General features: G+C 63.3%; 27 protein-coding genes, 1 other RNA gene and 1 pseudogene. 20 read left to right on the top strand and 9 right to left on the bottom strand.

Going from position 1 to position 26,709, the window contains the following annotated elements:
* Nucleotides 1-136: 136 nt before the first annotated feature.
* Nucleotides 137-589: a YaiI/YqxD family protein gene (locus tag J7573_RS14055; protein ID WP_103446197.1), complete on the top strand. Its 453-nt coding sequence runs from the start codon at nt 137-139 to the stop codon at nt 587-589.
* Here the strand turns inward: J7573_RS14055 and elbB are convergent, their stop codons facing one another.
* Nucleotides 590-1,255: an isoprenoid biosynthesis glyoxalase ElbB gene (elbB, locus tag J7573_RS14050; protein ID WP_294335687.1), complete on the bottom strand. Its 666-nt coding sequence runs from the start codon at nt 1,253-1,255 to the stop codon at nt 590-592.
* A gap of 113 nt (nt 1,256-1,368) precedes the next feature.
* On the opposite strand from elbB, the pseudogene J7573_RS14045 reads away from it, so the two are divergent.
* A pseudogene (locus J7573_RS14045) lies at nt 1,369-1,995 on the top strand (sterol desaturase family protein); the annotation flags it as partial.
* A 501-nt stretch (nt 1,996-2,496) separates the two neighbouring features.
* On the opposite strand, the gene J7573_RS14040 reads toward J7573_RS14045, so the two are convergent.
* On the bottom strand, nt 2,497-3,141 hold the full coding sequence (locus J7573_RS14040; protein WP_294335685.1) for a DedA family protein: 645 nt from the start codon (nt 3,139-3,141) through the stop codon (nt 2,497-2,499).
* Between the two features lie 213 nt (nt 3,142-3,354).
* Between J7573_RS14040 and ppk1 the strand changes: the two genes are divergently transcribed.
* Nucleotides 3,355-5,586 (top strand): polyphosphate kinase 1, encoded by a 2,232-nt coding sequence (ppk1, locus tag J7573_RS14035; protein ID WP_294335683.1) that lies wholly within the window; start codon nt 3,355-3,357, stop codon nt 5,584-5,586.
* Here ppk1 and ppx read toward each other — a convergent pair.
* Nucleotides 5,573-7,075 (bottom strand): exopolyphosphatase, encoded by a 1,503-nt coding sequence (ppx, locus tag J7573_RS14030; protein ID WP_294335682.1) that lies wholly within the window; start codon nt 7,073-7,075, stop codon nt 5,573-5,575. The genes ppk1 and ppx overlap by 14 nt on opposite strands.
* Before the next feature lie 242 nt (nt 7,076-7,317).
* Between ppx and trxA the strand changes: the two genes are divergently transcribed.
* From trxA to J7573_RS14005, 5 genes are all read left to right on the top strand, one after another.
* Nucleotides 7,318-7,647: a thioredoxin TrxA gene (gene trxA, locus J7573_RS14025; protein ID WP_294335681.1), complete on the top strand. Its 330-nt coding sequence runs from the start codon at nt 7,318-7,320 to the stop codon at nt 7,645-7,647.
* A 232-nt stretch (nt 7,648-7,879) separates the two neighbouring features.
* Nucleotides 7,880-9,139, top strand: coding sequence for a transcription termination factor Rho (gene rho, locus J7573_RS14020; protein ID WP_003253661.1), 1,260 nt, complete (start codon nt 7,880-7,882; stop codon nt 9,137-9,139).
* A 123-nt stretch (nt 9,140-9,262) separates the two neighbouring features.
* A complete protein-coding gene (gene ubiD / locus J7573_RS14015; RefSeq protein ID WP_027920866.1) occupies nt 9,263-10,729 on the top strand; it encodes a 4-hydroxy-3-polyprenylbenzoate decarboxylase in 1,467 nt (488 codons plus the stop codon).
* Nucleotides 10,729-11,697 carry a CDP-6-deoxy-delta-3,4-glucoseen reductase gene (locus J7573_RS14010; RefSeq protein WP_294335677.1) on the top strand — a complete coding sequence of 323 codons (969 nt, stop codon included), beginning with the start codon at nt 10,729-10,731 and terminating at the stop codon, nt 11,695-11,697. Before ubiD ends, J7573_RS14010 begins: the two co-directional genes overlap by 1 nt.
* Nucleotides 11,698-11,943: 246 nt before the next feature.
* Nucleotides 11,944-12,618: a gamma-glutamylcyclotransferase gene (locus J7573_RS14005; protein ID WP_294335676.1), complete on the top strand. Its 675-nt coding sequence runs from the start codon at nt 11,944-11,946 to the stop codon at nt 12,616-12,618.
* Between the two features lie 24 nt (nt 12,619-12,642).
* Here the strand turns inward: J7573_RS14005 and J7573_RS14000 are convergent, their stop codons facing one another.
* Nucleotides 12,643-13,620 (bottom strand): NADPH:quinone oxidoreductase family protein, encoded by a 978-nt coding sequence (locus J7573_RS14000; RefSeq protein WP_294335675.1) that lies wholly within the window; start codon nt 13,618-13,620, stop codon nt 12,643-12,645.
* 169 nt (nt 13,621-13,789) lie between these two features.
* Between J7573_RS14000 and J7573_RS13995 the strand changes: the two genes are divergently transcribed.
* Nucleotides 13,790-14,194 carry a flagellar basal body-associated protein FliL gene (locus J7573_RS13995; protein WP_027920870.1) on the top strand — a complete coding sequence of 135 codons (405 nt, stop codon included), beginning with the start codon at nt 13,790-13,792 and terminating at the stop codon, nt 14,192-14,194.
* Nucleotides 14,195-14,325: 131 nt separating this feature from the next.
* Nucleotides 14,326-14,766, top strand: a complete 441-nt coding sequence (locus J7573_RS13990; RefSeq protein ID WP_363263827.1) for a type II toxin-antitoxin system PemK/MazF family toxin — start codon at nt 14,326-14,328, stop codon at nt 14,764-14,766.
* 153 nt (nt 14,767-14,919) lie between these two features.
* Here the strand turns inward: J7573_RS13990 and J7573_RS13985 are convergent, their stop codons facing one another.
* Nucleotides 14,920-15,372: an EVE domain-containing protein gene (locus tag J7573_RS13985; protein ID WP_294335671.1), complete on the bottom strand. Its 453-nt coding sequence runs from the start codon at nt 15,370-15,372 to the stop codon at nt 14,920-14,922.
* Between the two features lie 178 nt (nt 15,373-15,550).
* Here J7573_RS13985 and J7573_RS13980 point away from each other — a divergent pair, with 178 nt between their 5' ends.
* Nucleotides 15,551-15,700 (top strand): hypothetical protein, encoded by a 150-nt coding sequence (locus J7573_RS13980; RefSeq protein WP_165837333.1) that lies wholly within the window; start codon nt 15,551-15,553, stop codon nt 15,698-15,700.
* A 20-nt stretch (nt 15,701-15,720) separates the two neighbouring features.
* On the opposite strand, the gene J7573_RS13975 is transcribed toward J7573_RS13980, so the two are convergent.
* From J7573_RS13975 to J7573_RS13960, 4 genes are all read right to left on the bottom strand, one after another.
* Nucleotides 15,721-16,329, bottom strand: a complete 609-nt coding sequence (locus J7573_RS13975) for a 5-formyltetrahydrofolate cyclo-ligase (protein WP_110632669.1) — start codon at nt 16,327-16,329, stop codon at nt 15,721-15,723.
* A 56-nt stretch (nt 16,330-16,385) separates the two neighbouring features.
* Nucleotides 16,386-16,565: non-coding RNA, 6S RNA (gene ssrS / locus J7573_RS13970), on the bottom strand.
* A gap of 17 nt (nt 16,566-16,582) precedes the next feature.
* On the bottom strand, nt 16,583-16,903 hold the full coding sequence (locus J7573_RS13965) for a cell division protein ZapA (protein WP_294335669.1): 321 nt from the start codon (nt 16,901-16,903) through the stop codon (nt 16,583-16,585).
* A complete protein-coding gene (locus J7573_RS13960) occupies nt 16,900-17,082 on the bottom strand; it encodes a TIGR02449 family protein (RefSeq protein ID WP_029886233.1) in 183 nt (60 codons plus the stop codon). The genes J7573_RS13965 and J7573_RS13960 overlap by 4 nt, the downstream gene beginning before the upstream one ends.
* Nucleotides 17,083-17,264: 182 nt before the next feature.
* On the opposite strand from J7573_RS13960, the gene J7573_RS13955 reads away from it, so the two are divergent.
* The 9 genes from J7573_RS13955 (at nt 17,265) to gcvH (ending at nt 26,598) form a co-directional block, all read left to right on the top strand.
* Nucleotides 17,265-17,819 (top strand): YecA family protein, encoded by a 555-nt coding sequence (locus J7573_RS13955; RefSeq protein WP_294335667.1) that lies wholly within the window; start codon nt 17,265-17,267, stop codon nt 17,817-17,819.
* 22 nt (nt 17,820-17,841) lie between these two features.
* Entirely contained in the window at nt 17,842-19,176 is a 1,335-nt protein-coding gene (pepP, locus tag J7573_RS13950; RefSeq protein WP_110632672.1) for a Xaa-Pro aminopeptidase, read from the top strand.
* Complete coding sequence (ubiH, locus tag J7573_RS13945) at nt 19,173-20,372, top strand: 2-octaprenyl-6-methoxyphenyl hydroxylase (protein WP_294335666.1); 1,200 nt, start codon at nt 19,173-19,175, stop codon at nt 20,370-20,372. Before pepP ends, ubiH begins: the two co-directional genes overlap by 4 nt.
* The gene (locus J7573_RS13940) at nt 20,369-20,851 is read left to right on the top strand and encodes a DUF4442 domain-containing protein (protein WP_294335665.1); all 483 of its coding nucleotides are present in this window, start codon (nt 20,369-20,371) and stop codon (nt 20,849-20,851) included. The genes ubiH and J7573_RS13940 overlap by 4 nt, the downstream gene beginning before the upstream one ends.
* A gap of 9 nt (nt 20,852-20,860) precedes the next feature.
* A complete protein-coding gene (locus J7573_RS13935; protein WP_294335742.1) occupies nt 20,861-22,078 on the top strand; it encodes a 2-octaprenyl-3-methyl-6-methoxy-1,4-benzoquinol hydroxylase in 1,218 nt (405 codons plus the stop codon).
* Between the two features lie 116 nt (nt 22,079-22,194).
* Nucleotides 22,195-23,196: an extracellular solute-binding protein gene (locus J7573_RS13930; RefSeq protein ID WP_294335663.1), complete on the top strand. Its 1,002-nt coding sequence runs from the start codon at nt 22,195-22,197 to the stop codon at nt 23,194-23,196.
* A gap of 141 nt (nt 23,197-23,337) precedes the next feature.
* Nucleotides 23,338-24,960 carry an iron ABC transporter permease gene (locus J7573_RS13925; protein ID WP_294335661.1) on the top strand — a complete coding sequence of 541 codons (1,623 nt, stop codon included), beginning with the start codon at nt 23,338-23,340 and terminating at the stop codon, nt 24,958-24,960.
* 123 nt (nt 24,961-25,083) lie between these two features.
* Entirely contained in the window at nt 25,084-26,166 is a 1,083-nt protein-coding gene (gene gcvT / locus J7573_RS13920) for a glycine cleavage system aminomethyltransferase GcvT (protein ID WP_294335659.1), read from the top strand.
* A gap of 48 nt (nt 26,167-26,214) precedes the next feature.
* Complete coding sequence (gcvH, locus tag J7573_RS13915; protein ID WP_294335658.1) at nt 26,215-26,598, top strand: glycine cleavage system protein GcvH; 384 nt, start codon at nt 26,215-26,217, stop codon at nt 26,596-26,598.
* The last annotated feature ends 111 nt before the right edge of the window (nt 26,599-26,709 follow it).

Raw genomic sequence — 26,709 nt, 5'->3', positions numbered from 1 at the left:
CTTCTTTCCTGCACCGGCCTCTTCGCGGGCACGCCCGCTCCCACAGGTACTGCACAGGTTTCAGATATTGTGCGATCCCTGTGGGAGCGGGCGTGCCCGCGAAGAGGCCGGTGCAGGAAAGAAGAGATTTAACTGAATGCGCATCTGGATCGACGCCGACGCCTGCCCCAAGGCAGCCAAGGACCTGATCGTCAAATTCGCCCTCAAGCGCCAGCTCGAAGTGGTGATGGTGGCCGGCCAGGCCGTGGCCAAGCCGGCCTTCGCGATCGTTCGCCTGATCGTGGTGCCCAGCGGCATGGACGCGGCCGACGATTACCTGGTCGAGCACGCTGTGCCCGGCGAGCTGGTGATCTGCAGCGACGTGCCGCTGGCCGACCGCCTGATCAAGAAGGGCGTGGCGGCCCTGGACCCACGTGGCCGCGAGTTCGACGAACGCAACATGGGCGAGCGCCTGGCGGTGCGCAACCTGTTCACCGAGCTGCGTGAGCAGGGCCAGGTCGGAGGCGGGCAGGCGCCCTATGGCGAACGCGAGAAGCAGGCTTTCGCCAATGCCCTGGATCGAATCCTGACCCGCCTGAGCAAGGGCTGATCACGCCCCTTCGTGGGTCAGCTCCAGCACCCGGTCCACCAGCTTGTAGATGCCACTGGCCGCTTCACTGATCGACTTGGCCACCATGTAGGCCGGGGTGGTCACCAGCTTGCGTTGGGTGTCTTCGACGATGTCATGTACATCGCACTCTTCGTGCTTGCCGCCCATCTTTTCCACAGCTGCCGCGGTGCCCGCGTCATTGCCGATGGTGCAGATCACGCCCGGGCCATAGATCTTCGCCGCCAGCGCCGGCGAGATGCAGATCAGGCCAACCGGCTTGCAGGCATCGGCAAACGCTTCGGCCAGCGCCAGTACATCTGGGTTCACTGTGCACCCGCTGCCTTCCACGGCAAAGTTGGACAGGTTCTTCGCCGCGCCGAAACCGCCTGGCACGATCAACGCATCGAAGTCTTCGGCCTTGGCCTCGCGGATGTCCTTCAGTTCGCCACGGGCGATGCGCGCCGATTCGGTCAGCACATTGCGTGATTCCGGCATTTCCTGACCAGTCAGGTGGTCGATCACGTGCATCTGCGCGATGTTCGGCGCAAAGCACTGCACCTGTGCGCCGCGCTGGTCGAGGCGCAGCAGGGTGATCACGCTTTCGTGGATTTCGGCGCCGTCGTAGACGCCGCAGCCGGAAAGAATCACCGCTACTTTCTTGGTCATGCTCATTACTCCATTTTCGAGGCGCTAAATGTCCTCTAGTTTGGCAGATGTGGCCATAGGGATTACGGCAGGCGCATCCTAATCTCTGTGGATAACCTTACCGAGCGTTGCCCATGGACCTGATTCTGCTGGCCGTGCCGTTTTTCTTCGTGCTGATCGCCGTGGAGCTGATTGCCGACCGCGTGCGCGGCCAGCGCAACTTCACCCTGGCCGATTCGATCAACAGCCTCAGCACCGGCGCGCTGTCCACCAGCACCGGCCTGCTGACCAAGGGGGTAGGGCTGCTGACCTATGCGCTGGCCTGGGAGCACCTGGCGCTGCTGCGTCTGCCGCAGAACGCCGTGTGGGTCTGGCTGCTGGCCTTCGTGCTGTACGACCTGTGCTACTACTGGCTGCACCGCCTGGGTCATGAACGCAACGTGTTGTGGGCGGCGCATTCGGTGCATCACCAGAGCGAGGAGTACAACCTCACCACGGCGCTGCGCCAGACCAGCAGCGGTTTCATCTTCTCGTGGATCTTCTACCTGCCGCTGGCGCTGATTGGCGTGCCTCCGGTGGTGTTCATCACCGTGGCGTCGCTGAACCTGCTGTACCAGTTCTGGGTGCACACCCGGCACATCCCCAAGCTCGGCTGGCTTGAGTGGGTGCTGATCACACCATCCAACCATCGCGTCCACCATGCGCAGAATCCTGCCTACTTGGATCGCAACTACGGCGGCGTGTTCATTATCTGGGACCGTCTGTTCGGCACGTTCAAGGAGGAGGACCCGGCCGAGCCGGTGGTGTTCGGCGTGACCACGCCCTTGGCCAGCTGGAACCCGCTGTGGGCCAACCTGCAGTTCTACGCCCAGCTGTGCAGCGATGCCCGCCGTACCCGCAGCTGGAAGGACAAGCTGCGCATCTGGTTCATGCCCACCGGCTGGCGCCCGGCCGATGTCGCGGCGGCTTATCCACAGGCGAAGCAGAACCTGGCGTTGTTCCGCAAGTTCGAGATTGCCCTGGGCCGGGCGTGGCAGGTGTACGTGGCGGCACAGTTCGCCGCCTACATCGCACTGGGCAGTTATCTGATGGACGTGGCCGAGCGCGTGCCAACCGCGGCACTGGTGCTGGGCTGGTCGCTGATGGCGTTCGGCTTGTTCGTGCTGGGAGCGGCCCTGGAAAAGCGGCCGTGGGCGGTGCGCCTGGAGCTGGCGCGCCTGCTGACGCTGGTGCCGGCGCTGTACCTGGCCGGCACGCTGGGCTTAGCGGTGGTCGTGCCCGTGTTCTGGCTGCTTCTCGGCGGCTACCTGCTGCTCAGCGCTGGCGGGCTGCTCGTCTGCCGCCGCGCGGCGCTCGGCGCGGATGGTGCGGAAGCGCCGGCGCAGCCAGAGCAGGCCACCCAGCAGCAACAGGCCGCCGAGCACCCATAGCTCGTATTTCTTGATGCTGCCCAGCATGCCTTCGAGGATGGCGCCGAAGTGGTAGGCCGCCAGGCCCAGTGCCAGGGCCCATACGGCAGCGCCGATGCCGTTGAGCAGCAGGTAGCGGCGCGGCGAGTAGCCGGACAGGCCGATGGCGATCGGCATCACCGTACGCAGGCCGTAGACGAAGCGGAAGCTCAGCACCCAGATGTCCGGGTGGCGGCGAATGTGCTCCAGCGCCCGGTCACCCATGGCCTGCCAGCGCGGCTTGCGCGCGAGGATCTTGCGCCCGTGCCGCCGGCCCATGAAGTACCACAGTTGGTCGCCGGCGTAGCTGCCGCAGAAGGCCACCAGGACCACCAGCTTGATGTCCATGTATTCGCGGAACGCAAGGAATCCCGCAAGTACCAGAATGGTCTCGCCTTCGAAGAAGGTGCCTAGAAAAAGGGCAAAGTAGCCGAAATCCTGCAGGAATTGTTGGAGCATTTTCTGAGGTGCTGGCGAAATGAACGCGCAGCCTACCCCTTCGCGCGCATTCGTGAAAGTGTCCAAATGTGTCTCGACGTGAACAATTCCTGCACGGACAATACCGGCAGCCTTAAGTCGCGGCTTGCGCGAAGCTGTAACACAGCCGTCATAATGGGCGCTTATCTTGCCGCTCAATTGATCATAGGGCGTTAACGTCCTCAGGAACGTCAGATGAATAATGAAGTGCTAACCCCTGTCGCGATCAAGGATGCCCAGGCAGTCCCCGAAGAGATGGTACAGACCCCGCCAGACCTGCCCGAGGTCGTGGAGCCGGTGGTCGAAGCCGCCGCCCCGGCCCCCGCGCCTGCGCCGGCCATCGCCGTCCCGGGCCTGGACGACAGCAGCCTGTACATTCATCGCGAACTTTCGCAGCTGCAATTCAACATCCGCGTGCTGGAACAGGCGCTGGACGAATCGTACCCGCTGCTCGAACGCCTCAAATTCCTGCTGATCTTCTCCAGCAACCTCGACGAGTTCTTCGAGATCCGCGTCGCCGGCCTGAAGAAGCAGATCAACTTCGCCCGCGAACTGGCCGGCGCCGACGGCCTGCAGCCGCACCAGGCACTGGCGCGCATCAGTGAGCTGGTGCACTTCGAGGTGGAGCGCCAGTACGCGATCCTCAACGACGTACTGCTGCCGGAGCTGGAAAAGCACGCCATCCGCTTCATTCGTCGCCGCTACTGGACGCCCAAGCTCAAGACCTGGGTACGCCGCTTCTTCCGCGACGAGATTGCGCCGATCATCACCCCGATCGGCCTCGACCCGACTCACCCGTTCCCGCTGCTGGTGAACAAGAGCCTGAACTTCATCGTCGAGCTCGAAGGTGTCGACGCCTTTGGCCGCGATTCCGGTCTGGCGATCATCCCGGCACCACGCCTGTTGCCACGGGTCATTCGTGTGCCGGAAGAAGTCGGTGGCCCAGGCGACAACTATGTCTTCCTGTCGTCGATGATCCATGCCCACGCCGATGACCTGTTCCAGGGCATGAAGGTCAAGGGTTGCTACCAGTTCCGCCTGACCCGTAACGCCGACCTGGCGCTGGACTCCGAAGAAGTCGACGACCTGGCGCGCGCCCTGCGCGGCGAGCTGTTCTCGCGCCGCTACGGCGATGCCGTGCGCCTGGAAGTCGCCGACACCTGCCCGAAACACCTGTCGGACTACCTGCTCAAGCAGTTCAGCCTGAGCGAGAGCGAGCTCTACCAGGTCAACGGCCCGGTCAACCTGACCCGTCTGTTCAGCATCACCGGCCTCGACAGCCATCCGGAGCTGCAGTACACGCCGTTCACCCCGGCCATCCCCAAGCTGCTGCAGAACGCCGACAACATCTTCAGCGTGATCGGCAAGCAGGACATCCTGCTGATGCACCCATTCGAGTCCTTCACCCCGGTGATCGACCTGCTGCGCCAGGCCGCCAAGGACCCGCACGTGCTCGCCGTGCGCCAGACCCTGTACCGTTCCGGGGCCAACTCGGAGATCGTCGACGCCTTGGTGGATGCGGCGCGTAACGGCAAGGAGGTCACCGCGGTGATCGAGCTGCGCGCGCGCTTCGACGAAGAGTCCAACCTGCAGATGGCCAGCCGCCTGCAGGCAGCCGGTGCGGTGGTGATCTACGGCGTGGTCGGCTTCAAGACCCACGCCAAGATGATGCTGATCCTGCGCCGCGAGCAGGGCGAGATCGTGCGTTACGCGCACCTGGGTACGGGCAACTATCACGCCGGCAACGCCCGCCTGTACACCGACTACAGCCTGCTGACCTCTGACGACGCCCTCACCGAGGACGTCGGCAAGCTGTTCAGCCAGCTGATCGGCATGGGCAAGACCCTGCGCATGAAGAAGCTGCTGCACGCGCCGTTCACCCTGAAGAAGGGCATGCTCGACATGATCGCCCGGGAGACCCAGTTCGCCCTGGATGGCAAGCCCGCGCACATCATCGCCAAGTTCAACTCGCTGACCGACGCCAAGGTCATCAAGGCGCTGTACAAGGCCAGCCAGTCGGGCGTGAGGATCGACCTGGTGGTGCGCGGCATGTGCTGCCTGCGCCCAGGTATTCCGGGGGTTTCGCACAACATCCAGGTGCGCTCGATCATCGGCCGCTTCCTCGAGCACACGCGGGTGTTCTACTTCCTCAATGGCGGCGAAGAGCAGATCTACCTGTCCAGCGCCGACTGGATGGAGCGTAACCTCGACAAGCGCGTCGAGACCTGCTTCCCGGTAGAGGGCAAGAAGCTATTGCTGCGGGTGAAGAAGGAGCTGGAAGGCTACCTGACCGACAACACCCACGCCTGGACCTTGCAGCCTGACGGGCGCTACGTGCGCAGCACCCCGACCGGCAACCAGAACCCGCGCAGTGCCCAGGCGACCCTGCTGGAGCGCCTGAGCAACCCGCTCCTCAACGTACGCTGAGGACGAAGCCGACCCGGGCCAGCCACTCCGCCTCGTTGGCGAAGTCGGCCTGGGTCAGCTGGTTCTGTTCCAGCCAGCCTTCTGGGAACACCACTTCAAGGCTGTCTTCGCCGGCCTGCAGGTCCACCTTGGGCATCTGCTGGTTGCCACGGATGTGGTGGAACAGGATGGCGAAGCGCAGCAGCACGCACAGGCGAATCAGCTGCACGGCGTCGTCACCGAATTCCGTGAACTTGTCCTTGGGAATGTTGCGGCGATGGCCGCGCACCAGCAAGGCCATCATCTGCTGCTCGTCGCGCGAGAAGCCCGCCAGGTCGGAGTGCTCGATCAGGTAGGCGCCGTGCTTGTGGTAATGGTAGTGGGCGATATCCAGGCCGATTTCGTGGATTTTCGCCGCCCAACCCAGCAGATCGCGCCAGTTTCCTTCTTCAAGCTTCCATGCCTTGGCCACCTGGTCGAAGGCGCTCAGGGCCTTGCGCTCGACCCGTGCTGCCTGGCCCTGGTCGGCGTGATAGCGTTCCATCAGCGAGTTCAGGGTGCGCTCGCGCACATCCTCGTGGTGGTGGCGACCGAGCAGGTCGAACAACACGCCTTCACGCAGGGCGCCGTCGCAGTGGTCCATGCGCTGCAGCTCAAGGGCATCGAAGATGGCCTCGAGAATCGCCAGGCCGGCCGGGAAGATGGTGCGACGGTCGGGTTTGATGCCTTCGAAGTCGATCTTGTCGACCTCGCCGAGCTTGAACAGCTTGCGCTTGACCCAGGCCAGGCCCTCGGCATTGACCTCGCCGTTGCCCAGGCCACCGGCCTTGATCGCGGCGCCGATGGCGCGGATGGTGCCGGACGAACCGATGGCCTCGTCCCAGGTCAGGCGATGCAGGGCGTTTTCGATGCTCATCAGTTCCAGACGTGCGGCGGTATAGGCCTGGGCGTAGCGTGCCGGGGTGATCTTGCCGTCGCGGAAGTAGCGCTGGGTGAAGCTGACGCAGCCCATCTGCAGGCTTTCGCGCAGCAGCGGCTCGAAGCGCTGGCCGATGATGAACTCGGTGCTGCCGCCGCCGATGTCGGCGACCAGGCGCTTGCCGGGAGTGTCGGCCAGGGTGTGCGACACGCCGAGGTAGATCAGGCGCGCCTCTTCACGGCCGGAGATGACCTCGACCGGGTGGCCGAGGATGGCTTCGGCACGCAGGATGAAGTCGTTGCGGTTGCGCGCTTCGCGCAGGGCGTTAGTGCCGACGATGCGCACGGCGCCTGCCGGCATGCCGTTGATCAGTTGGGCAAAACGCTTGAGGCATTCCAGGCCTCGCTCCATGGCTTCTTCGCTGAGCATGCGCTCATCGTCGATGCCGGCGGCCAGCTGAACCTTCTCGCCGAGCCGCTCGAGAATGCGGATTTCGGTGTGGTGCGCCTTGGCCACGACCATGTGGAAGCTGTTGGAGCCCAGGTCGATGGCGGCGATCAGGGACAGGTTCTTCGCGGAGGTATGCGGCATTCTGTGTGTTCTCGGTCGGTAACCCGGCAATCGTGCCACGATCCTTGGCTGACGCCAACGCGCACCACACCGGGCCTTGATGCAAGGCAATGTGCCATTCCATGCTATGACACTTGTGTGACAGTTTCGATTCGCGGCGTCTTGCACAACTATAGTTACACTCAATCGTCCGTGACTTCCTGTAGGGCCTGGGTGCCGCTATCATGGGCCACGTTTTTTTGCTTACGACCCTGGAGATATCCATGAGCAGCGATCTGATCAAACACGTCACCGACGCTACCTTCGAAGCCGAAGTCCTGAAGGCCGAAGGCGCGGTACTGGTCGACTACTGGGCTGAATGGTGCGGTCCATGCAAGATGATCGCTCCGGTTCTGGACGACATCGCCGCTGAATACGAAGGCAAGGTGACCATCGCCAAGCTGAACATCGACAACAACCAGGAAACCCCGGCCAAGCACGGCGTACGTGGCATTCCGACCCTGATGCTGTTCAAGAACGGCAACGTCGAAGCCACCAAGGTCGGCGCCCTGTCGAAGTCGCAGCTGAAGGCGTTCCTCGACGCCAGCCTGTGATGTGATGTGAAAAAGCCCCGCAAATGCGGGGTTTTTTCTTTTTCAGAGCACTAGACGCAGAAAAAAGCAAGTGTTACATTCGGCCTCGCACTGCTTCTCCAGTGCCCTCTGCACGCCGTCGCCGAAGCATCCCTAATTCGAATCAGTACGCGATCCTGTCGCCATCTAGCGGCGCGGCCTCATTAAGCCACAGCTTAATTCTCCCTTCTTACATGATTACGTCACTCCCCTTATGAACCTGACTGAACTCAAGCAAAAGCCGATTACCGATCTTTTGGAAATGGCCGAACAGATGGGCATCGAAAACATGGCCCGTTCGCGCAAACAGGACGTGATTTTCGCCCTGCTGAAGAAGCACGCGAAAAGCGGCGAAGAGATCTCGGGTGACGGCGTGCTGGAGATTCTCCAGGATGGTTTCGGTTTCCTGCGTTCGGCTGATGCGTCCTACCTGGCCGGCCCCGACGACATCTACGTCTCGCCAAGCCAGATCCGCCGTTTCAACCTGCGTACCGGCGACACCATCGTCGGCAAGATCCGCCCACCGAAGGAAGGGGAGCGTTACTTCGCCCTGCTGAAGGTCGACACCATCAACTTCGACCGTCCGGAAAACGCGAAGAACAAGATCCTGTTCGAAAACCTGACGCCGCTGTTCCCGAACAAGCGCCTGAAGATGGAAGCCGGTAACGGCTCCACCGAAGACCTCACCGGTCGCGTCATCGACCTGTGCGCCCCGATCGGCAAAGGCCAGCGTGGCCTGATTGTCGCTCCGCCGAAAGCCGGTAAGACCATCATGCTGCAGAACATCGCGGCGAACATCACCCGTAACAACCCCGAGTGCCACCTGATCGTCCTGCTGATCGACGAGCGCCCGGAAGAAGTGACCGAAATGCAGCGCACCGTGCGCGGCGAAGTGGTCGCCTCGACCTTCGACGAGCCACCAACCCGCCACGTGCAGGTTGCCGAAATGGTCATCGAGAAGGCCAAGCGCCTGGTCGAGCACAAGAAGGACGTGGTCATCCTGCTGGACTCCATCACCCGCCTGGCGCGTGCCTACAACACCGTGATCCCGAGCTCCGGCAAGGTGCTGACCGGTGGTGTCGACGCCCACGCCCTGGAGAAGCCGAAGCGCTTCTTCGGTGCCGCGCGTAACATCGAGGAAGGCGGTTCGCTGACCATCATCGCCACCGCGCTGGTCGAAACCGGCTCGAAGATGGACGAAGTGATCTACGAAGAGTTCAAGGGTACCGGCAACATGGAACTGCCCCTGGACCGTCGCATCGCTGAAAAGCGCGTGTTCCCGGCCATCAACATCAACCGTTCCGGTACCCGCCGCGAAGAGCTGCTGACCGCCGACGACGAACTGCAGCGCATGTGGATCCTGCGCAAGCTGCTGCACCCGATGGACGAGATCGCCGCCATCGAGTTCCTGGTCGACAAGCTCAAGCAGACCAAGACCAACGACGAGTTCTTCCTGTCGATGAAGCGCAAGTAAGATCGTCGTACCACGCGAAAAGCCGGGGAAACCCGGCTTTTTGCTATCTGTACTTTGGCTATTGCGGCCCTATCGGCGCTACACTCTGCACCCCGACCGATACGGCCAACACGAGGCTCATGCATGCAGTATCGCGATTTGCGCGACTTCATCCGTGGCCTGGAGCAGCGCGGTGAACTCAAGCGCATCCAGGTTCCGATTTCCCCTGTCCTGGAAATGACCGAGGTCTGCGACCGCACCCTGCGCGCCAAGGGTCCGGCGTTGCTGTTCGAAAAGCCCACCGGCTTCGACATCCCGGTACTGGGCAACCTGTTCGGCACGCCAGAACGCGTGGCCATGGGCATGGGCGCCGAGTCGGTCGACGAACTGCGTGAGATCGGCAAGCTGCTGGCCTTCCTCAAGGAGCCCGAGCCGCCGAAAGGCCTGAAGGACGCCTGGTCCAAGCTGCCGATCTTCAAGAAGGTCGTGTCGATGGCGCCGAAGGTGGTCAAGGACGCGGTGTGCCAGGAAGTGGTCATCGAGGGTGACGATGTCGACCTCGGCCAGCTGCCGATCCAGCACTGCTGGCCAGGCGACGTGGCGCCGCTGATCACCTGGGGCCTGACCGTGACCCGTGGCCCGAACAAGGATCGCCAGAACCTGGGCATCTACCGTCAGCAGGTGATCGGCCGCAACAAGGTGATCATGCGCTGGCTGAGCCACCGTGGCGGCGCCCTGGATTATCGCGAGTGGTGCGAAAAGAATCCGGGCCAGCCGTTCCCGGTCGCCGTGGCCCTGGGCGCTGACCCGGCCACCATCCTTGGCGCCGTGACGCCAGTGCCGGACACCCTTTCCGAATACGCCTTCGCCGGCTTGCTGCGCGGCAACCGCACCGAGCTGGTCAAGTGCCGTGGCAGCAACCTGCAGGTGCCGGCCACTGCCGAGATCATCCTCGAAGGCGTGATTCATCCGGGCGAAATGGCCCCGGAAGGCCCGTATGGCGATCACACCGGCTACTACAACGAAGTGGACAGCTTCCCGGTGTTCACCGTCGAGCGCATCACCCACCGACAGAAGCCGATCTACCACAGCACCTACACTGGCCGGCCGCCGGATGAGCCGGCGATCCTGGGTGTGGCGCTGAACGAAGTGTTCGTGCCGATCCTGCAGAAGCAGTTCCCGGAAATCGTCGACTTCTACCTGCCGCCGGAAGGCTGCTCGTACCGCATGGCGGTAGTGACCATGAAGAAGCAGTACCCAGGCCACGCGAAGCGCGTGATGCTGGGTGTGTGGTCGTTCCTGCGACAGTTCATGTACACCAAGTTCGTTATTGTCACCGACGACGATATCAACGCCCGCGACTGGAACGATGTGATCTGGGCCATCACCACGCGCATGGACCCCAAGCGTGATACGGTGATGATCGACAACACGCCGATCGACTACCTGGACTTCGCGTCACCGGTATCGGGGCTGGGGTCGAAGATGGGCCTGGACGCCACGCACAAGTGGCCGGGCGAGACTACACGCGAATGGGGCCGGGTCATCGTCAAGGACGAGGCCGTCACCCGCCGTATCGATGAGCTGTGGGATCAGTTGGGAATAGATTGATGCAGGTAACGTTGCAGCCGTCCGGGGCGGTGCTGGCGCTCGAACCCGGGGAACGGATCCTGGATGGAGCGCGGCGGCTGGGCTATGACTGCCCGAACAGCTGCCGCAATGGCAATTGCCATGTCTGCGCCGCGTTGTTGGTCGAAGGAAGCGTGCGTCAGGACGGTGTAGTCCGTGACCATGGCGAGTTGTTTACCTGCATTGCCGAACCGCTGGAGGACTGTGTGTTGCTCTGGGATGGTGTGCTTGCCCTGGGCGAGCTGCCAGTGCGCAAGCTGGCGTGCAGCGTGAGCGAATGCGTCGAGGTCGGTGGCGACGTCTGGCGCGTGCGCCTGCGCGCGCCGGCCGGCAAGCCGCCGCGTTACCATGCCGGGCAGTACCTGATGATCGAGCGCGAGGGCGGCAAGCCGGCGGCCTTCTCGCTGGCCTCTGCGCCGCATTCCGGGCGAGAGCTCGAACTGCATGTGCTGGCCCGCGAAGCCAGTGCGCTGCAGCTGTTGGCGCAGCTGCAGCGTGACCGCGTGGCGCGTATCGAAATGCCGTTCGGCGATACCCACCTGGCCGAGTTGCCTGACGGGCCGCTGGTGCTGATTGCCGCTGGCACCGGCATGGGCCAGATGCACAGCCTGGTCGAACATTGCCGCGCCCAGGGCTTCAAGCACCCGGTGCACCTGTACTGGGGTGTCCGTCGCCCGGAGGACTTCTACAGCATCGAGCACTGGGCTGAATGGGAGCGCTTGCCGAACCTGTTCCTGCATAAGGTGGTCAGCGACCTGTGTGGCTGGGAAGGGCGTTGCGGCATGCTGCATGAAGCGGTGTGCGAGGACGTGAAAGACCTAAATACCGTGCATGTGTATGCCAGCGGTTCGCCGAACATGGTCTACGCCACCCTCGATGCCCTGGTCGAGGCCGGCATGGATGCGCACCGCATGCGCGCCGATGTGTTTGCCTACGCACCACGCGGTTAATAACCGAAGTTCCAACTAGCGGGTATAAGGCGGTAATTGTTACCGCCTTGGCCATTAACTTTCGCGGCCATCGAAACAATACTTCCCAGTCGTCGGAACTGTGCATGAAACTCTGTTCATGGGACTTGAGTATTGGCGCATTTCTATCCTATGGTTACAGCAAGCGCCGCTGGCGCGGCCGCGCAGGCCACGTCATCAGCGCCTCCCGCTTTATGCGTAGTAAACAGGGAATAATGGCGGCAGCTTATGTCGGCACTTGAAAGTTTGTCCTGGGAAGTTGCATATCCTCCGACGCTCGACTTCGGTCAGCAACTGACCCGTGAGCAATTGCTCAACTCCATGCAAATGACCATGTCTCGCCATGAAGGTGGCCCTGTCTGGCTGTTTGCCTATGGCTCGCTGATCTGGCGGCCGGAATGTAATTCGGTGGAGCGCCAACGGGCGCGAGTGCATGGTTATCACCGTGGGTTGTACCTGTGGTCGCATGAGCACCGGGGGACGCCGGAAACGCCAGGCCTGGTGTTCGGCCTTGATCGCGGCGGCTCCTGCAGCGGTTTTGCCTACCGACTTGAAGACAGCAACCTCGATGATTCGCTGATGGCCCTGTGGCAGCGGGAAATGCCTTATCCGGCGTATCGGCCGCACTGGCTCAGCTGCCGACTGGGTGATGGCAGCAAGGTGCAGGCCTTGGGGTTCGTGCTGGAACGGCATCTGCCGTGCTATGCGGGCAATTTGCCGGATACGCTGCTCAGCCAGATTCTGGCCAGTGCCAAGGGGCGCTATGGCACCACGCGGGACTATGTCGAGCAGACATTGAATGCGCTGCGCAGCCATCAGATGCCGGATCGCAACCTCGAGGCGCGGTTCAGGCGCTGCCATAACCTGCACGGGCCTCTTCGCGGCGGTTCGACGCCTCGATAAACCCGCGAAGAGGCCAGACCTGCCTTACTTGGCCAATACCACCAACTTACCCACAGCCCGCCGCTGCCCAAGTTCTTCAATGGCAGCCCCGGCTTCAGCCAGTGGATAAGTCTTCGACACCAACGGCTTCAACTTGCCCTCGGCATGCCAGGCAAACAATTGCCGGAAGTTCGCCGCATTGTCCTCAGGTTGACGCTGGGCAAACGCCCCCCAGAACACCCCAAGTACCGCCGCCCCCTTGAGTAGCACCAGGTTCGCCGCCATCTGCGGAATCGTCCCGCTGGCAAACCCCACCACCAGCAGCCGTCCCTGCCACGCCAGCCCGCGCACGGCCTGGTCGAACAGCTCGCCACCCACCGGGTCGTAGATCACATCCACGCCCTGGCCGCCGGTCAGGCGCTTGATTTCTTCCTTGAGGCTGGCCTGGCTGTAGTCGATCAGTTCGTCAGCCCCGGCAGCCTTGGCAACGGCGAGCTTCTCGGCGCTGCTGGCTGCGGCGATCACTCTTGCGCCCATGGCCTTGCCGATTTCCACCGCTGCCAGGCCAACACCACCGGATGCACCGAGCACCAGCAGGGTTTCGCCGGGCTGCAACTGGCCGCGCTGCTTGAGGGCATGCATCGAGGTGCCGTAGGTCATGCCGAACGCCGCGGCGGTGGCAAAATCCATGTGCTCGGGGATCGGCATCACGTTGTAGAACGGCACCGCCACTTGCTCGGCGAACGCCCCCCAGCCGGTCAGGGCCATCACTCGGTCGCCCACCTTGAAGTTGCCGGCCCGTTCGCCGACCGCAGCAACCACACCGGCGGCCTCGCCACCTGGCGAGAACGGCAGCGGTGGCTGGAACTGGTATTTGCCTTCGATGATCAGCGTGTCGGGGAAGTTGACCCCGGCAGCCTGCACATCGAGCAGGATCTCGTTCTTCTTCGGCACCGGGCTGGCCACGTCTTCCAGCACCAGGTCACGAGCCGGGCCCAGGGTTTTGCACAACACAGCTTTCATCGGGGCTATTCCTTTGCGTGTAGTGGCCGATAAGTGTAGGAGGGTCGCCTGCCGGGTCAACGAGCATGCCCCGCCCTGATGTGCAGACATAAGTGGTTGCACAAGCCCGTGCTTGGGTTTGTGCTGCATGCTGGGTAAGCTGGCGCCAACTGTTTTGAGGAGCGAATTCGTGAAAGCGTGGATCTTGATGGTACTGGCGCTGATGCTGCCAGCGGCGGCCATGGCCGAGGAAGCCAAGGAAGGGGAACCGAAAGTTTCCTACATCACCCTGAGCCCACCCTTCGTCGGCAACTATGCCCTTGATGGCAGCCCCAAGCTGCGCGTGTACAAGGCCGATGTCGCCCTGCGCGTGACCGGTGACGCCGCGGCGGCTGCGGTCAAGCACCAGGAGCCGCTGATCCGCAACCAGCTGGTAGCCCTGTTCACCCAGCAAACGGTGGATAGCATGAGCAACGTCGACGCCAAGGAGAAGCTGCGCCAGGAAGCGTTGAAGCAGGTGCAGCAGGTGATGGAATCGGAAGAGGGCAAGCCGATTGTCGAGGATCTGCTGTTCAATAACCTGATTGTGCAGTGATTTGATTTTGCCAGTGGCGCCTATGGCGTAGGAGAGATCTATCTTTCCTGTAGGTCTGCCAATTTTCGACTCGTGATGTCTCTGCCACGCTAGATTGCGCATGGTTTTCAGATGTTCGAGAGAAGTTGGCAATGCCATTGAAGTTTCAGCCGAAGGAAGCGACTGTTCTGATGTGCGATTTCTCGGGTTTTCAGGTACCTGAGATGGTCAAGGTTCGACCGGTCGTTGTCCTTCGCAAGCATAGCCACAATCAACAACTGGTTACCATTGTGCCGCTGAGCACGACTGAGCCTGAGCGGTTGGCCAGGCATCATGTAGTACTGCCCAGCTATCTGCCAGGCTCTGCTTTGGCATGCTGGGCCAAGTGCGACATGGTATACACCGTCTCCATAACCAGATTGGACAGGTGTCGTATCAAGTCGCGCCGAGGTGGTGGCCGAGAGTACGTGGTGTTGACGATGCAGCCAGAGCACTTCGCCGCTGTGCGGGAAGCTGTCAGTTGTGCGCTTGGCTTCAAACATCCAGCAACAGTGCGGACAGTTGTCAGTAGGGCACAGGATGGACCATACTGACGCTCGTTCCCGAGAGGGGCTTGTGAGACTCTGCGGATCCTGGATTATCCAGCAATTACAGAGCCGGGCAGGTATAAGGCGATAACAAGCCTACCTGTCTGTGAGTAGGGCGCCGCGAGGCGCCCTTTGTCTTTGTGGGCTATGGAAAAGCGGTTAGCGCGCCAGCGCGATGATCGCCGCCCACTGCTCTTCGGTCACTGGCATCACCGACAACCGCGTGCCTTTCTGCACCAGCGGCAAATCTGCCAGCGCACTCTGCTGTTTCAGCAGGCCCAACCCCAGCACCTGGCGGAAGGTCTTCACGTGGGCCACGTCCACCGCGCTCCAAGGGTTCTTTTCGGCATTGGCCTTGGCGTCGAAGTAGTGGCTTTCCGGGTCCAGTGCCGTCGGGTCCGGGTAGGCCGCCGCAATGATGCGGGCGATGCCGGCAATGCCCGGCTGCGGGCAGCTGGAGTGGTAGAAAAAGAACTCGTCGCCTACGCTCATGGCCCGCATGAAGTTGCGCGCCTGGTAGTTGCGTACGCCATCCCAGCGTGCCTCGCCCAAGCGGCCCAGGCCTTCGATCGAGAGCTCATCGGGCTCGGACTTCATCAGCCAATAGGCCATGGATACTGCTCCTGAAAAGGTTTGAAATAACCTGTTGCACGAAACCGACAGCCGGTTGGCGTCAACGTTTGCGTGACGACTCAGGTTGTCGGAAAATGCGCCGATTTTAAAGCTAGACGCTCCGGCGGCACCAAGAAGGTCGCCGAGCCTGAACGTATGCCTAGGGGGGCATTCTTCGATGAATCAACGCAAACCGGATCTGCTGTGGATCCTGGTCTTCATCTTTGGCCTTGGTGTGGTCACCACCGGTTATGCCCAGGGTATCTGGGAGCGCAAGCTGGATACCGCCTATCAGACGCCGGTCGACGCCAACCCACAGCAACGCTGATATCCCCTCGCTGACGCCGCCTACTTCGGCGCCAGGTACCAGCCACGGTCACTGACCGTGCCCTGCAGTGGTACATCCCAACTGGCCTGCGCCAGTCGCTCGACCTTCTGGCATTCATGCGCCAGCCCCAGCAGCAGCGGTTTTTTCCAGGTCTTGCGGCGTGCCTGGTAGGCCAGGCTACGGTCGTAGAATCCCCCACCCATCCCCAATCGCCCGCCGACTTCATCGAAGCCGACCAGCGGCAGCAGGATCAGGTCCAGCGACCAGATCGGGCGCTGGCGCCGACGATCGGTCAACGGCTCGGGAATACGGAAGCGGTTACGCTTGAGCTTTTCGCCCTGTTCGAAACGCTGGAACACCATGCGCGTGCGCGGCCAGGCATGCAGTACCGGCAGGTAGGTGCGCTTACCCCGGCGCTGGGCCTCGCGCAGCAGCAGGCGCGGGTCGATTTCACCGTCATTGGGCAGGTACAGGGCGATATGCCGGGCACGGCGGAACAGTGGGTGCTGCGCCAATTGCCGGTACAGGCCACGTGAAGCCTGGTGTTGCTGGGCGGGGGTAAGGGCGCGGCGGGCATTGCGAAGCAGGCGACGAAGCTGGGGGCGGGTGAGCGGCGCAGTTTCGGTCATGGCACTGGCGATCCCAGGTGTCGGATTGCCCAGCTGGGCGCTGGGCAGGAAGAATCAGGCTCCCCGATAAGACCGCTATCGGTGTAGCCCTTGAACCCGAAAGTTCAAGGTGGAGATTGCAGGGGGCGTTAAGGCTTTCCGTCGGGCGGACATGCACACCGGCCCCAGCGTGCAACCCCCGTGGTTGTGCGTATCGGCTCAGGGACATAACCGACTGGCGCATCCCCCAGGGAGTGGCGCCAGTATACCAATCTCAGCCGTTTTTGGTACCCGCATCGTCGGACAAAGCCTGATCGACCCGCTCCAGCAGGTCACGCACCTGTTCACGGTTGGTGCCGCTCACCGGCGCATCGCTGCGATCCTCCTGGCGGTGCAGCATCTCGTGAGTGATGTTCAACGCCGCCATGACCGCAATGCGGTCGGCTCCGATCACCTTGCCGCTGCTGCGGATCTCGCGCATCTTGCCGTCCAGGTAGCGCGCAGCGCTGACCAGGTTGTTGCGCTCTTCCGGCGGGCAGATGATCGAATACTCCTTGTCGAGGATCTGCACGGTGACGCTATTGCTTGAACTCATGAGTCTTGCTCCAGGGCCTTCAGGCGTAAAATCATCGACTCGACCTTGCGCTTGGCGATCTCGTTCTTTTCGATGAGGTGGGCGCGCTCCTCGCGCCAGGATTTTTCCTGAGCTACTAGGAGTGCATTTTGCCGTTTTAGTTGCTCGACGCGTTCAATCAGCAACTCGAATCGGCTCATCAGCGCTTGCAGGTCATTCTCTTGCGTGGGTTGCACTCGATTCGCTCCGTCGTTGAATCACCCTGCGATGATGCCTCTCCCTGCGCGGCTGCGGCCAGTGCCGATGGTCTTGGCGCGCCTGCCGGTGCTAGGATACAAGGTCTTCATTCTAGTCAAATGCGCCGTCTGGCGCCTAGCCGACCATGCCTAATACTCAATCGCCTTATGTTGCTTTTGCCATGCTCCTCTCGAGCAATGGCCATCCTGTCACCCCTGCCGAGCTGCACGGCCTGCTGATCGGGCGCAGCTGTGCCGGTGCGGGCTTCGATGCCGAGGCCTGGTTGGCCGACGCCGCCCAACTGCTGGAAACCGAACCCGGCGACACCGTGCGCAATGCCCTGATCGGCCTGCAAGAGATGGTCAAGGGTGAGCTGAACAGCGAAGACATGGCCATCGTCCTGCTGCTGCCGAGCGACGATGCCGCACTGGCCGACCGCGCCGAGGCGCTGGGCCAGTGGTGCCAGGGCTTCATCACTGGCTTCGGCCTGAACGCCGGTGGCAAGGACCTGTCTACCGAAGCCAAGGAAGTGCTGCAGGACCTGGTGGCCATTTCCCAGGTCCAGGAGGCCCTTGAAGAATCCGAAGACGGCGAGAGCGACTACATGGAAGTCATGGAGTACCTGCGCGTCGCACCGCTGCTGCTGTACACGGAGCTGGCGGCGCCTGCCGCACCTGCATCAAAACCTTCGCTGCACTGATCAACCGAGGGTAGTCCTGCCCATGAGCCACATACCCAAGGCCGAGTATGCCCGTCGGCGCAAGGCGCTGATGGCGCAGATGGTCCCCAACAGCATTGCCATCCTGCCGGCTGCCGCGGTTGCCATCCGTAACCGCGATGTCGAGCACGTGTACCGCCAGGACAGCGATTTCCAGTACCTCAGCGGCTTCCCCGAGCCAGAGGCGGTGATCGCACTGATCCCTGGCCGTGAGCATGGCGAGTACGTGCTGTTCTGCCGTGAGCGCAACCCGGAGCGTGAGCAATGGGACGGGCTGCGTGCCGGCCAGGAAGGCGCAGTCCGTGACTTTGGTGCGGACGATGCCTTCCCGATCACCGATATCGACGAGATCCTGCCGGGCCTGATCGAAGGCCGCGAACGGGTCTACAGCGCCATGGGCAGCAACGCTGAGTTCGACCGGCGCCTGATGGACTGGATCAACGTGATCCGCTCCAAGGCGCGCCTCGGCGCCCAGCCGCCGAACGAGTTCGTTGCGCTGGATCACCTGCTGCACGACATGCGCCTGTATAAATCGGCAGCGGAAGTGAAGGTGATGCGTGCCGCTGCGGATATCTCCGCACGCGCCCATGTACGGGCCATGCAGGCTTGCCGCGCCGGGCTGCACGAATACAGCCTGGAAGCCGAGCTGGACTACGAGTTCCGCAAGGGCGGGGCGAAGATGCCGGCCTACGGCTCGATCGTCGCCGCCGGGCGCAATGGCTGCATCCTGCACTACCAGCAGAACGATGCTCCGCTCAAGGACGGTGACCTGGTGCTGATCGATGCCGGTTGCGAGATCGACTGCTACGCCAGCGATATCACCCGTACCTTCCCGGTCAGCGGGCGTTTTTCGCCCGAGCAGAAGGCCATCTACGAGCTGGTGCTCAAGGCCCAGGCCGCCGCCTTTGCCGAGATCGCCCCGGGCAAGCACTGGAACCACGCCCACGAGGCGACCGTGCGTGTCATCACCGAAGGCCTGGTGGAACTCGGCTTGCTCAAGGGTGAGGTGCAGGCGCTGATCGACAGCGAGGCCTACCGGGCCTTCTACATGCACCGTGCCGGGCACTGGCTGGGCATGGATGTGCACGATGTTGGCGAATACAAGGTGGGTGGCGAGTGGCGGGTGCTGGAGCCTGGCATGGCGTTGACGGTCGAGCCCGGCATCTACATTGCCGCCGACAACGAGTCGGTCGCGAAGAAATGGCGCGGCATCGGCATCAGGATCGAGGACGACGTGGTAGTGACCAGGCAAGGCTGTGACATTCTGACCTCGGGCGTGCCCCGTACGGTCGCTGAGATCGAGGCGCTGATGCAGGCTGCACGTAAGGACGCGGCATGAGTCGGGTCAACCTGGCAATTATCGGCGGTGGTCTGGTCGGCGCAAGCCTGGCCCTGGCTCTGCAGGCCGGCGCCAAGGCACGTGGCTGGAAGATCCTGCTGATCGAGCCGTTCGCCCCCGGCGACAGCTTCCAGCCCAGCTACGACGCACGTTCCTCGGCATTGTCTTTCGGCACCCGGCAGATCTATCAGCACCTTGGCCTGTGGCAAACCATCAGTCTGCGCGCCGAGCCGATCCGGCAGATCCAGGTCTCTGACCGGGGCCGTTTCGGTGCTACCCGCCTGGATGCCATGGAAGAGGGCGTGCCGGCCCTGGGCTACGTGGTGGAGAACGCCTGGCTCGGCCAATGCCTGTGGCAAGGGCTGGACAGCGAGGTGGTGAGCTGGCGCTGCCCGGCCGAGGTGAAGGCCATGCAGGCCATTGAAGGTGGCTACCGCCTGCTGCTGGACGACGACACCAGCCTGGAATGCGACCTGGCGGTGCTGGCTGACGGTGGCCGCTCCGGCCTGCGCGAGCAACTGGGTATCCATGTGCGCCGTACGCCCTACGAGCAAAGCGCGCTGATCGCCAACATCACCCCAGGCGAGGCCCACTGTGGTCAAGCCTTCGAGCGCTTCACCGAGCAAGGCCCGATGGCCTTGCTGCCATTACCGGAAAACCGCTGCGCGCTGGTCTGGACGCGGCAGGGGATGGATGCCCGGCGCCTGGCTGAAATTGATGAGCGCAGCTTCCTGCGTGAGCTGCAGGATGCCTTTGGCTATCGCCTCGGCGCCCTGCGCCAGGTCGGTGCCCGGCATCTCTACCCGCTGGCGCTGATCGAAGCCCAGGAGCAGGTACGCCCACACCTGGTGGTGCTGGGCAACGCCGCGCACAGCTTGCACCCGATTGCCGGGCAGGGCTTCAACCTGTCGCTGCGTGACGTACAGTCGCTGGCCGATGCGCTGCTGGCCGGCCCGCAGCATCCGGGTGATCTTGCCAGCCTGTTGGCCTATCACCAGCGCCAGCGGCTCGACCAGGCCCTGACCATTGGTTTCTCCGACCAGGTCACCCGCCTGTTCGGCAGCAACCAGCCGCTGCTGGCGGCGGGGCGCAATATCGGCCTGCTCGGGCTCGACCTGCTTCCACCGGCAAAAAGCTGGTTCGCCCGCCAGGCCATGGGTCTCGGCACCCGCCCCGATCCGCGGGGCCAGGCATGAGCAACCCGCGCAGGCTGGCGCGCCGGGCGCGCATGTTGCGCTGGCTACTGAACCTCTACCCGCCCTACATGGGTGCCGGTATCCGCATCCAGCACATCAGCCCTGACATGCGCAGCGTCAAGGTTCGCATGAAGCTGACCCGCTGGAACCGCAACTATGTCGGCACCCAGTTTGGCGGCAGCCTGTACTCGATGGTCGACCCGTTCTACATGCTGCTGCTGATCGAGCAGCTGGGCCGCGAGTACATCGTCTGGGACAAGGCTGCCACCATCGATTTCATCGCTCCGGGCAAGGGCACGGTGTACGCCGAATTCCACGTCGATGACGCGCTGCTGGACGAGATCCGCCAGCAGACCGCCACCGGCAAGAAGTACCTGCCGCGTGTGCAGGTCGATATCCGTGACGAAGCCGGCGAGCTGGTGGCGCGGGTCGATAAAACCCTATACGTGCGGCTCAAGCCGCAAGCGAGGCAGGCGTAAGGCATGGAAATGCGCGCAGATCTGTTGATTGTCGGTGCCGGTATGGTCGGCAGCGCCCTGGCCCTGGCGCTTCGCCACAGCGGCCTGGAAATTCTCCTGCTCGATGGCGGCCCGCTGTCGGTCAAACCGTTCGATGGCGCCGCTCCGTTCGAGCCTCGGGTCAGTGCCCTGTCGGCGGCCAGCCAGCGCATCCTCGAACGCCTGGGTGCCTGGGAAGGTATCGCCGGGCGGCGCGTGTCGCCGTATTCCGACATGCATGTATGGGATGGCAGCGGTACCGGTCAGATTCATTTCTCGGCAGCCAGCGTGCATGCCCAGGTACTCGGCCATATCGTCGAGAACCGGGTGGTACAGGACGGTCTGCTGGAGCGCCTGCACGACAGCGACATCGGCCTGCTGCCCAATGCCCGCCTGGAGCAGCTGCGCCGTTCTGGTGACGAGTGGCTGCTGACCCTGGCCGACGGCCGCCAGCTGCGGACACCGTTGGTGGTGGCCGCCGATGGCGCCAACTCGGCGGTGCGCCGGCTGGCCGGCTGCGAGACCCGCGAATGGGATTACCTGCACCACGCAATCGTCACCAGCGTGCGCTGCAGTGCTGCGCACCAGGCCACCGCCTGGCAGCGGTTCACCGATGAGGGGCCGCTGGCGTTCCTGCCGTTGTCCCGTGACGGCAAGCAGGACTGGTGCTCGATCGTCTGGTCGACAACACCGGAGCAGGCCGAGCAGATCATGGCATTGGATGAGCAGGCCTTCCTCAAGGCCCTGGAACGCGCCTTCGAGGGGCGTCTGGGGGATGTGCTGGAGGCCGACCCGCGCGTCTGCGTGCCGTTGCGCCAGCGCCACGCCAAGCGCTACGTGGACGAAGGGCTGGTGTTGATCGGCGATGCCGCGCACACCATTCACCCGCTGGCCGGGCAGGGCGTCAACCTGGGCTTCCTCGACGCCGCGGTGCTGGCCGAGGTGCTGGAGAATGCCTGCGAGCGCGGTGAGCGGTTGGCGGATGTGAAGGTGCTCAGCCGTTATGAGCGTCGGCGCATGCCGCACAACCTGGCGTTGATGGCGGCGATGGAAGGTTTCGAGCGGTTGTTCCAGGCCAATCCGTTGCCGCTGCGCTGGTTGCGTAACAGCGGGTTGAAGCTGGTGGAACAGCTGCCGGAGGCCAAGGCGCTGTTCGTGCGCCAGGCGCTGGGGCTGACCGGGGACCTGCCGGAACTGGCCAAGGCTTGAGATAGGCGGGGCCGCACAGCGGCCCTCTGCAACATTCGGTAACTGCTCGGATGATGAGTCGGAAAATGGGATTCACTACCATTTGCACCTCTCATACGATCCGAGGAGTGCTTTCCATGTTGCCACGCAAGCCCCTACTGGCCGCCCTGGCCCTGACCCTGTTCGGCGGCACAGCCCAGGCGGCGGACGAAGTGGTGGTGTACTCCTCGCGCATCGACGAGCTGATCAAGCCGGTGTTCGATGCCTACACCGCCAAGACCGGGGTCAAGGTCAAGTTCATCACCGACAAGGAAGCCCCGTTGATGCAGCGCATCAAGGCCGAGGGCGAGAACGGCGTGGCCGACCTGCTGCTCACCGTCGATGCCGGCAACCTCTGGCAGGCCGAGCAGATGGGCATCCTGCAGCCGATCAAGTCGGACATCATCGACCAGAACATTCCCCCGCAGTACCGCGCCTCGTCCCATGACTGGACTGGCCTGAGCCTGCGTGCACGGACCATTGTCTACTCCACCGAGCGGGTCAAGCCGGCCGAGCTGACCACCTATGAAGCCCTCGCCGACAAGCACTGGGAAGGACGCCTGTGCCTGCGCACCGCGAAGAAGGTGTACAACCAGTCGCTGACCGCCACGCTGATCGAGAACCATGGCGAGGCCAAGACCGAGCAGATCGTCAAAGGCTGGGTCGGCAACCTGGCCACCGATGTGTTCTCCGACGATAACTCGGTGATCCAGGCCATCGAGGCCGGCCAATGCGATGTGGGCGTGGTCAACACCTACTACTACGGCCGCCTGCATGCCCAGAACCCGAAACTGCCGGTGAAGATCTTCTGGCCCAACCAGGGTGACCGTGGCGTGCACGTCAACCTGTCGGGCATCGGCCTGACCAAGCATGCGCCGCACCCGGAAGCCGCCAAGAAGCTGGTCGAGTGGATGACTGGCGAAGAGGCGCAGAAGCTGTTCGCCGACATCAACCAGGAGTTCCCGGCCAACCCGAAGGTCAAGCCGTCGGAGGAAGTGGCAGCCTGGGGTAGCTTCAAGGCCGACAGCCTGCCGGTGGAAGTGGCCGGCAAGCGCCAGGCCGAGGCCATTCGCCTGATGGATCGCGCTGGCTGGAATTAAGCACCCGGCCTTAAGCTTCCGGGTTCTTCAAGGGCCTGTTCGCGGGCACGCCCGCTCCCACAGGAAAACTCGATCCCTGTGGGAGCGGGCACGCCCGCGAACGACCGCAAAGCGGTCGCAATCAGTCACAGAGACATTCACTTGCCCCATACCGCCCAACGCCGCTGGTACCTCCCGGTCACCCTGACCGCCGCCCTGGTCCTCCTGCCCCTGAGTGTGCTGCTGCTGTCCTGGCAGTCGGTCGACCTGCAGATCTGGTCGCACCTGCTCGACACCCAGATGGGCCGCCTGCTGGGCAATACCGCGACCTTGGTGGTCGGCGTCGGTATCGGCGTCACCCTGCTCGGGGTCAGCCTGGCCTGGCTCACCAGCCTCTGCGAGTTCCCCGGCCGACGCTGGCTCGACTGGGCGCTGATGCTGCCGTTCGCCATTCCGGCCTACGTACTGGCCTTCGTCTTTGTCGGCCTGCTCGATTTTTCCGGCCCGGTACAAAGCGCCCTGCGCGAAGTGTTCGGGCCCATGCGCCTGCCACGGGTACGCTCTACGGGTGGGGTGATCATCGTGCTGGTGCTGGTGTTCTACCCCTATGTCTACCTGCTGGCGCGCACGGCGTTCCTGGCCCAGGGCAAGGGCTTGATGGAGGCTGCGCGGGTACTGGGCCTGTCACCCCTGCAGGCCTTCTGGCGAGTGGCGATGCCGATGGCGCGGCCTGCGATTGGTGCGGGTATTGCCCTGGCGCTGATGGAGACCCTGGCTGATTTTGGCGCAGTGGCCGTGTTCAACTTCGACACGTTCACCACGGCCATCTACAAGACCTGGTACGGGTTCTTCAGCCTGTCCAGCGCGGCCCAGTTGGCCAGTCTGCTGCTGTTGGCGGTGATGCTGGTGCTGTATGGCGAGCGCCGCGCCCGTGGCGCGACCCGCAGCGGCAACGAGCGCCCGCGCGGGCAGGCGCTATACCACTTGCGCGGGTTCAAGGCGCTGCTGGCCAGCGGCTGGTGCCTGCTGGTGTTCGCCTGCGCATTCGTCATTCCGCTGCTGCAGTTGCTGGCGTGGTTCTGGCAGCGCGGCCGGCATGATCTGGACGAGCGGTATGTCGGCCTGGTGCTGCATACGTTGTACCTGGGCGGTATGGCCGCTCTGATCACCGTTTGCGTGGCCCTGCTGCTGGCCTTCGCCCGCCGTCAGGCGCCGACGGGCGGCATCCGTGCCGGCGTCGGGCTGGCCAATCTGGGCTACGCCTTGCCCGGCTCGGTGCTGGCGGTCTCGATCATGCTGGCTTTCAGCTATCTGGATAATCAGCTGGTCATTCCGCTGTCGACCTGGTTGGGCGGTGCGGGCAAGCCGCTGTTGCTGGGCAGCCTGGCCGCGTTGCTGCTGGCTTACCTGGTGCGTTTCATCGCCGTGGCCTATGGCCCATTGGAGAGCAGCCTGGAACGTATCCGCCCCTCATTGCCGGAGGCTTCGCGCAGTCTCGGCGTCGGTGGCGTGGGTTTGTTTTTCAAGGTGTATCTGCCGCTGCTGGTGCCCGGGGCTTTGAGCGCTGCGTTGCTGGTGTTCGTCGACGTGCTCAAGGAAATGCCCGCCACCCTGCTGATGCGCCCGTTCGGCTGGGACACCCTGGCGGTCAGGGTGTTCGAGATGACCAGCGAAGGCGAATGGGCGCGCGCCTCGCTACCGGCGCTGACCTTGGTGCTGGTCGGGCTGTTGCCGGTCATCGGGCTGATTCGCCGTTCCGCTCGGCGTCCCGGTCACAGTCACTGAGGATGCCAGCTTGCGCCCTTGCGGCTACAATGCGCGGCATTCGCGCGGCGGGTCCTACAAGAAGAGCTGACGATTAAACGTCATCGACCGCCGCCGCTTCGCCACGCCCGGAAGGAGAAACCCATGGGACAGCGCACGCTTTTGTACGACTTGCACCTGGCGCTCGGCGCCAAGACGGTCGATTTCGGCGGCTGGGACATGCCGCTGCACTATGGCTCGCAGGTCGAGGAGCACCATCAGGTGCGCAGCGACTGCGGTGTCTTCGATGTGTCCCACATGACGGTCATCGACATCACCGGCGACGACGCCACGCCCTGGCTGCAACGTCTGCTGGCCAACGACGTGGCCCGTCTCGACGGCACCGGCAAGGCGCTGTACAGCCCGTTGCTCAACGAAGACGGCGGGGTCATCGACGACCTGATCGTCTACCGCACCCAGAGCGGCTACCGCCTGGTCACCAACGCGGCCACACGGGCGAAGGTCGCCGATTGGCTACAGCGCCAGAGCGCCGGCTTCAGCGTATCGTTCGATGTGCGTCCCGACCTCGCCATCCTCGCCATCCAGGGGCCCCATGCCCGTGAGAAAGTCGCCGCGCTGCTCAGCCCGGCCCGCGCCGCGCTGATCCGTGAACTGCGCCCGTTCGAAGGTATTGCCGAAGGTGACTGGTTCATCGCCCGCACCGGCTACACCGGTGAAGACGGCCTGGAAATCATCCTGCCGGGTGATCAGGCCGTAGCGTTTTTCAACGACCTGGTCGGCGCCGGCATCGCGCCGAGCGGCTTGGGCGCGCGCGACACCCTGCGCCTGGAAGCCGGCATGAATCTGTACGGCCAGGACATCGATGAAAGCCATACCCCGCTGACCTCCAACCTGGGCTGGTGCATTGCCTGGGAACCTGCCGAACGCAACTTCGTCGGCCGTACCGGCCTGTTGGCGGAAATCGAGCGCGGTGTGCAGGAAAAACTGGTTGGCCTGGTGCTCGAAGAGCGCGGCGTTCTGCGTGCCCACCAGGTGGTGCGTGTAGCCGGGATTGGCGAAGGGGAGATCACCAGTGGTAGTTTCTCGCCTACGCTGAGCAAGTCCATTGCCTTGGCGCGCGTGCCCATGGCTACTGGTGACCGTGCCGAGGTCGAGATCCGCGGCAAATGGTACCCGGTGCGGGTGGTCAAACCGACCTTCGTGCGCCACGGCAAGATTCTGATCTGATCATTCAACGGCGGGCCGAACCGCTGACCCAAACGAGGAATTCAAGACATGAGCAATATCCCCGCCGATCTGCGTTTCGCCGAAAGCCACGAGTGGGCACGCCTGGAAGCTGATGGCACTGTGACCGTGGGTATCAGCGACCACGCCCAGCAAGCGCTGGGTGACGTGGTGTTCGTCGAGCTGGCCGAAGTCGGCAAGGTGTTCGCTGCGGGCGACGCTGCTGGCGTGGTCGAGTCGGTCAAGGCCGCTTCCGACATCTACGCCCCGGTTGCCGGTGAAGTGATCGCGGTCAACGAAGAACTGGCCGACAGCCCGGAGCTGCTCAACGAAGAGCCTTACGCGTCGTGGATCTTCAAGCTGAAGCCAAGCGACAAGTCGCAACTGGACAAGCTGCTGGATGCCGCTGGCTATCAGGCACTGATCGGCGAGTAAGTCTGCGTCGCCTGCTTCGCGGCTAAAGCCGCTCCTACAGGAATAGCGCCGCCTTCGAGGCCTGTGTGTTGCCCTGTAGGAGCGGCTTTAGCCGCGAAGAGGCCGAGCCTG

This window comes from Pseudomonas sp., from assembly GCF_017744435.1.
Taxonomy (GTDB): domain Bacteria; phylum Pseudomonadota; class Gammaproteobacteria; order Pseudomonadales; family Pseudomonadaceae; genus Aquipseudomonas.
The sequence above is the reverse complement of the archived record's forward strand: the minus strand, read 5'-3'. Positions and strand labels throughout refer to the sequence as shown.

Excerpts from the sequence above, each read along its gene's own strand:
- trxA (WP_294335681.1), top strand. The coding sequence starts at position 7,318 with ATGAGCAGCGATCTGATCAAACACGTCACCGACGCTACCTTCGAAGCC.
- J7573_RS13930 (WP_294335663.1), top strand. The coding sequence starts at position 22,195 with ATGTTGCCACGCAAGCCCCTACTGGCCGCCCTGGCCCTGACCCTGTTC.
- pepP (WP_110632672.1), top strand. The coding sequence starts at position 17,842 with ATGAGCCACATACCCAAGGCCGAGTATGCCCGTCGGCGCAAGGCGCTG.
- J7573_RS13960 (WP_029886233.1), bottom strand. The coding sequence starts at position 17,082 with ATGAGCCGATTCGAGTTGCTGATTGAACGCGTCGAGCAACTAAAACGG.
- J7573_RS13940 (WP_294335665.1), top strand. The coding sequence starts at position 20,369 with ATGAGCAACCCGCGCAGGCTGGCGCGCCGGGCGCGCATGTTGCGCTGG.
- J7573_RS13955 (WP_294335667.1), top strand. The coding sequence starts at position 17,265 with ATGCCTAATACTCAATCGCCTTATGTTGCTTTTGCCATGCTCCTCTCG.
- J7573_RS13990 (WP_363263827.1), top strand. The coding sequence starts at position 14,326 with ATGCCATTGAAGTTTCAGCCGAAGGAAGCGACTGTTCTGATGTGCGAT.
- J7573_RS14000 (WP_294335675.1), bottom strand. The coding sequence starts at position 13,620 with ATGAAAGCTGTGTTGTGCAAAACCCTGGGCCCGGCTCGTGACCTGGTG.
- ppk1 (WP_294335683.1), top strand. The coding sequence starts at position 3,355 with ATGAATAATGAAGTGCTAACCCCTGTCGCGATCAAGGATGCCCAGGCA.
- J7573_RS13965 (WP_294335669.1), bottom strand. The coding sequence starts at position 16,903 with ATGAGTTCAAGCAATAGCGTCACCGTGCAGATCCTCGACAAGGAGTAT.
- J7573_RS14005 (WP_294335676.1), top strand. The coding sequence starts at position 11,944 with ATGTCGGCACTTGAAAGTTTGTCCTGGGAAGTTGCATATCCTCCGACG.
- elbB (WP_294335687.1), bottom strand. The coding sequence starts at position 1,255 with ATGACCAAGAAAGTAGCGGTGATTCTTTCCGGCTGCGGCGTCTACGAC.
- gcvT (WP_294335659.1), top strand. The coding sequence starts at position 25,084 with ATGGGACAGCGCACGCTTTTGTACGACTTGCACCTGGCGCTCGGCGCC.
- J7573_RS13985 (WP_294335671.1), bottom strand. The coding sequence starts at position 15,372 with ATGGCCTATTGGCTGATGAAGTCCGAGCCCGATGAGCTCTCGATCGAA.
- ubiH (WP_294335666.1), top strand. The coding sequence starts at position 19,173 with ATGAGTCGGGTCAACCTGGCAATTATCGGCGGTGGTCTGGTCGGCGCA.
- J7573_RS14040 (WP_294335685.1), bottom strand. The coding sequence starts at position 3,141 with ATGCTCCAACAATTCCTGCAGGATTTCGGCTACTTTGCCCTTTTTCTA.
- gcvH (WP_294335658.1), top strand. The coding sequence starts at position 26,215 with ATGAGCAATATCCCCGCCGATCTGCGTTTCGCCGAAAGCCACGAGTGG.
- rho (WP_003253661.1), top strand. The coding sequence starts at position 7,880 with ATGAACCTGACTGAACTCAAGCAAAAGCCGATTACCGATCTTTTGGAA.
- ubiD (WP_027920866.1), top strand. The coding sequence starts at position 9,263 with ATGCAGTATCGCGATTTGCGCGACTTCATCCGTGGCCTGGAGCAGCGC.
- J7573_RS13975 (WP_110632669.1), bottom strand. The coding sequence starts at position 16,329 with ATGACCGAAACTGCGCCGCTCACCCGCCCCCAGCTTCGTCGCCTGCTT.
- J7573_RS13935 (WP_294335742.1), top strand. The coding sequence starts at position 20,861 with ATGCGCGCAGATCTGTTGATTGTCGGTGCCGGTATGGTCGGCAGCGCC.
- J7573_RS14055 (WP_103446197.1), top strand. The coding sequence starts at position 137 with ATGCGCATCTGGATCGACGCCGACGCCTGCCCCAAGGCAGCCAAGGAC.
- ppx (WP_294335682.1), bottom strand. The coding sequence starts at position 7,075 with ATGCCGCATACCTCCGCGAAGAACCTGTCCCTGATCGCCGCCATCGAC.
- J7573_RS13980 (WP_165837333.1), top strand. The coding sequence starts at position 15,551 with ATGAATCAACGCAAACCGGATCTGCTGTGGATCCTGGTCTTCATCTTT.
- J7573_RS14010 (WP_294335677.1), top strand. The coding sequence starts at position 10,729 with ATGCAGGTAACGTTGCAGCCGTCCGGGGCGGTGCTGGCGCTCGAACCC.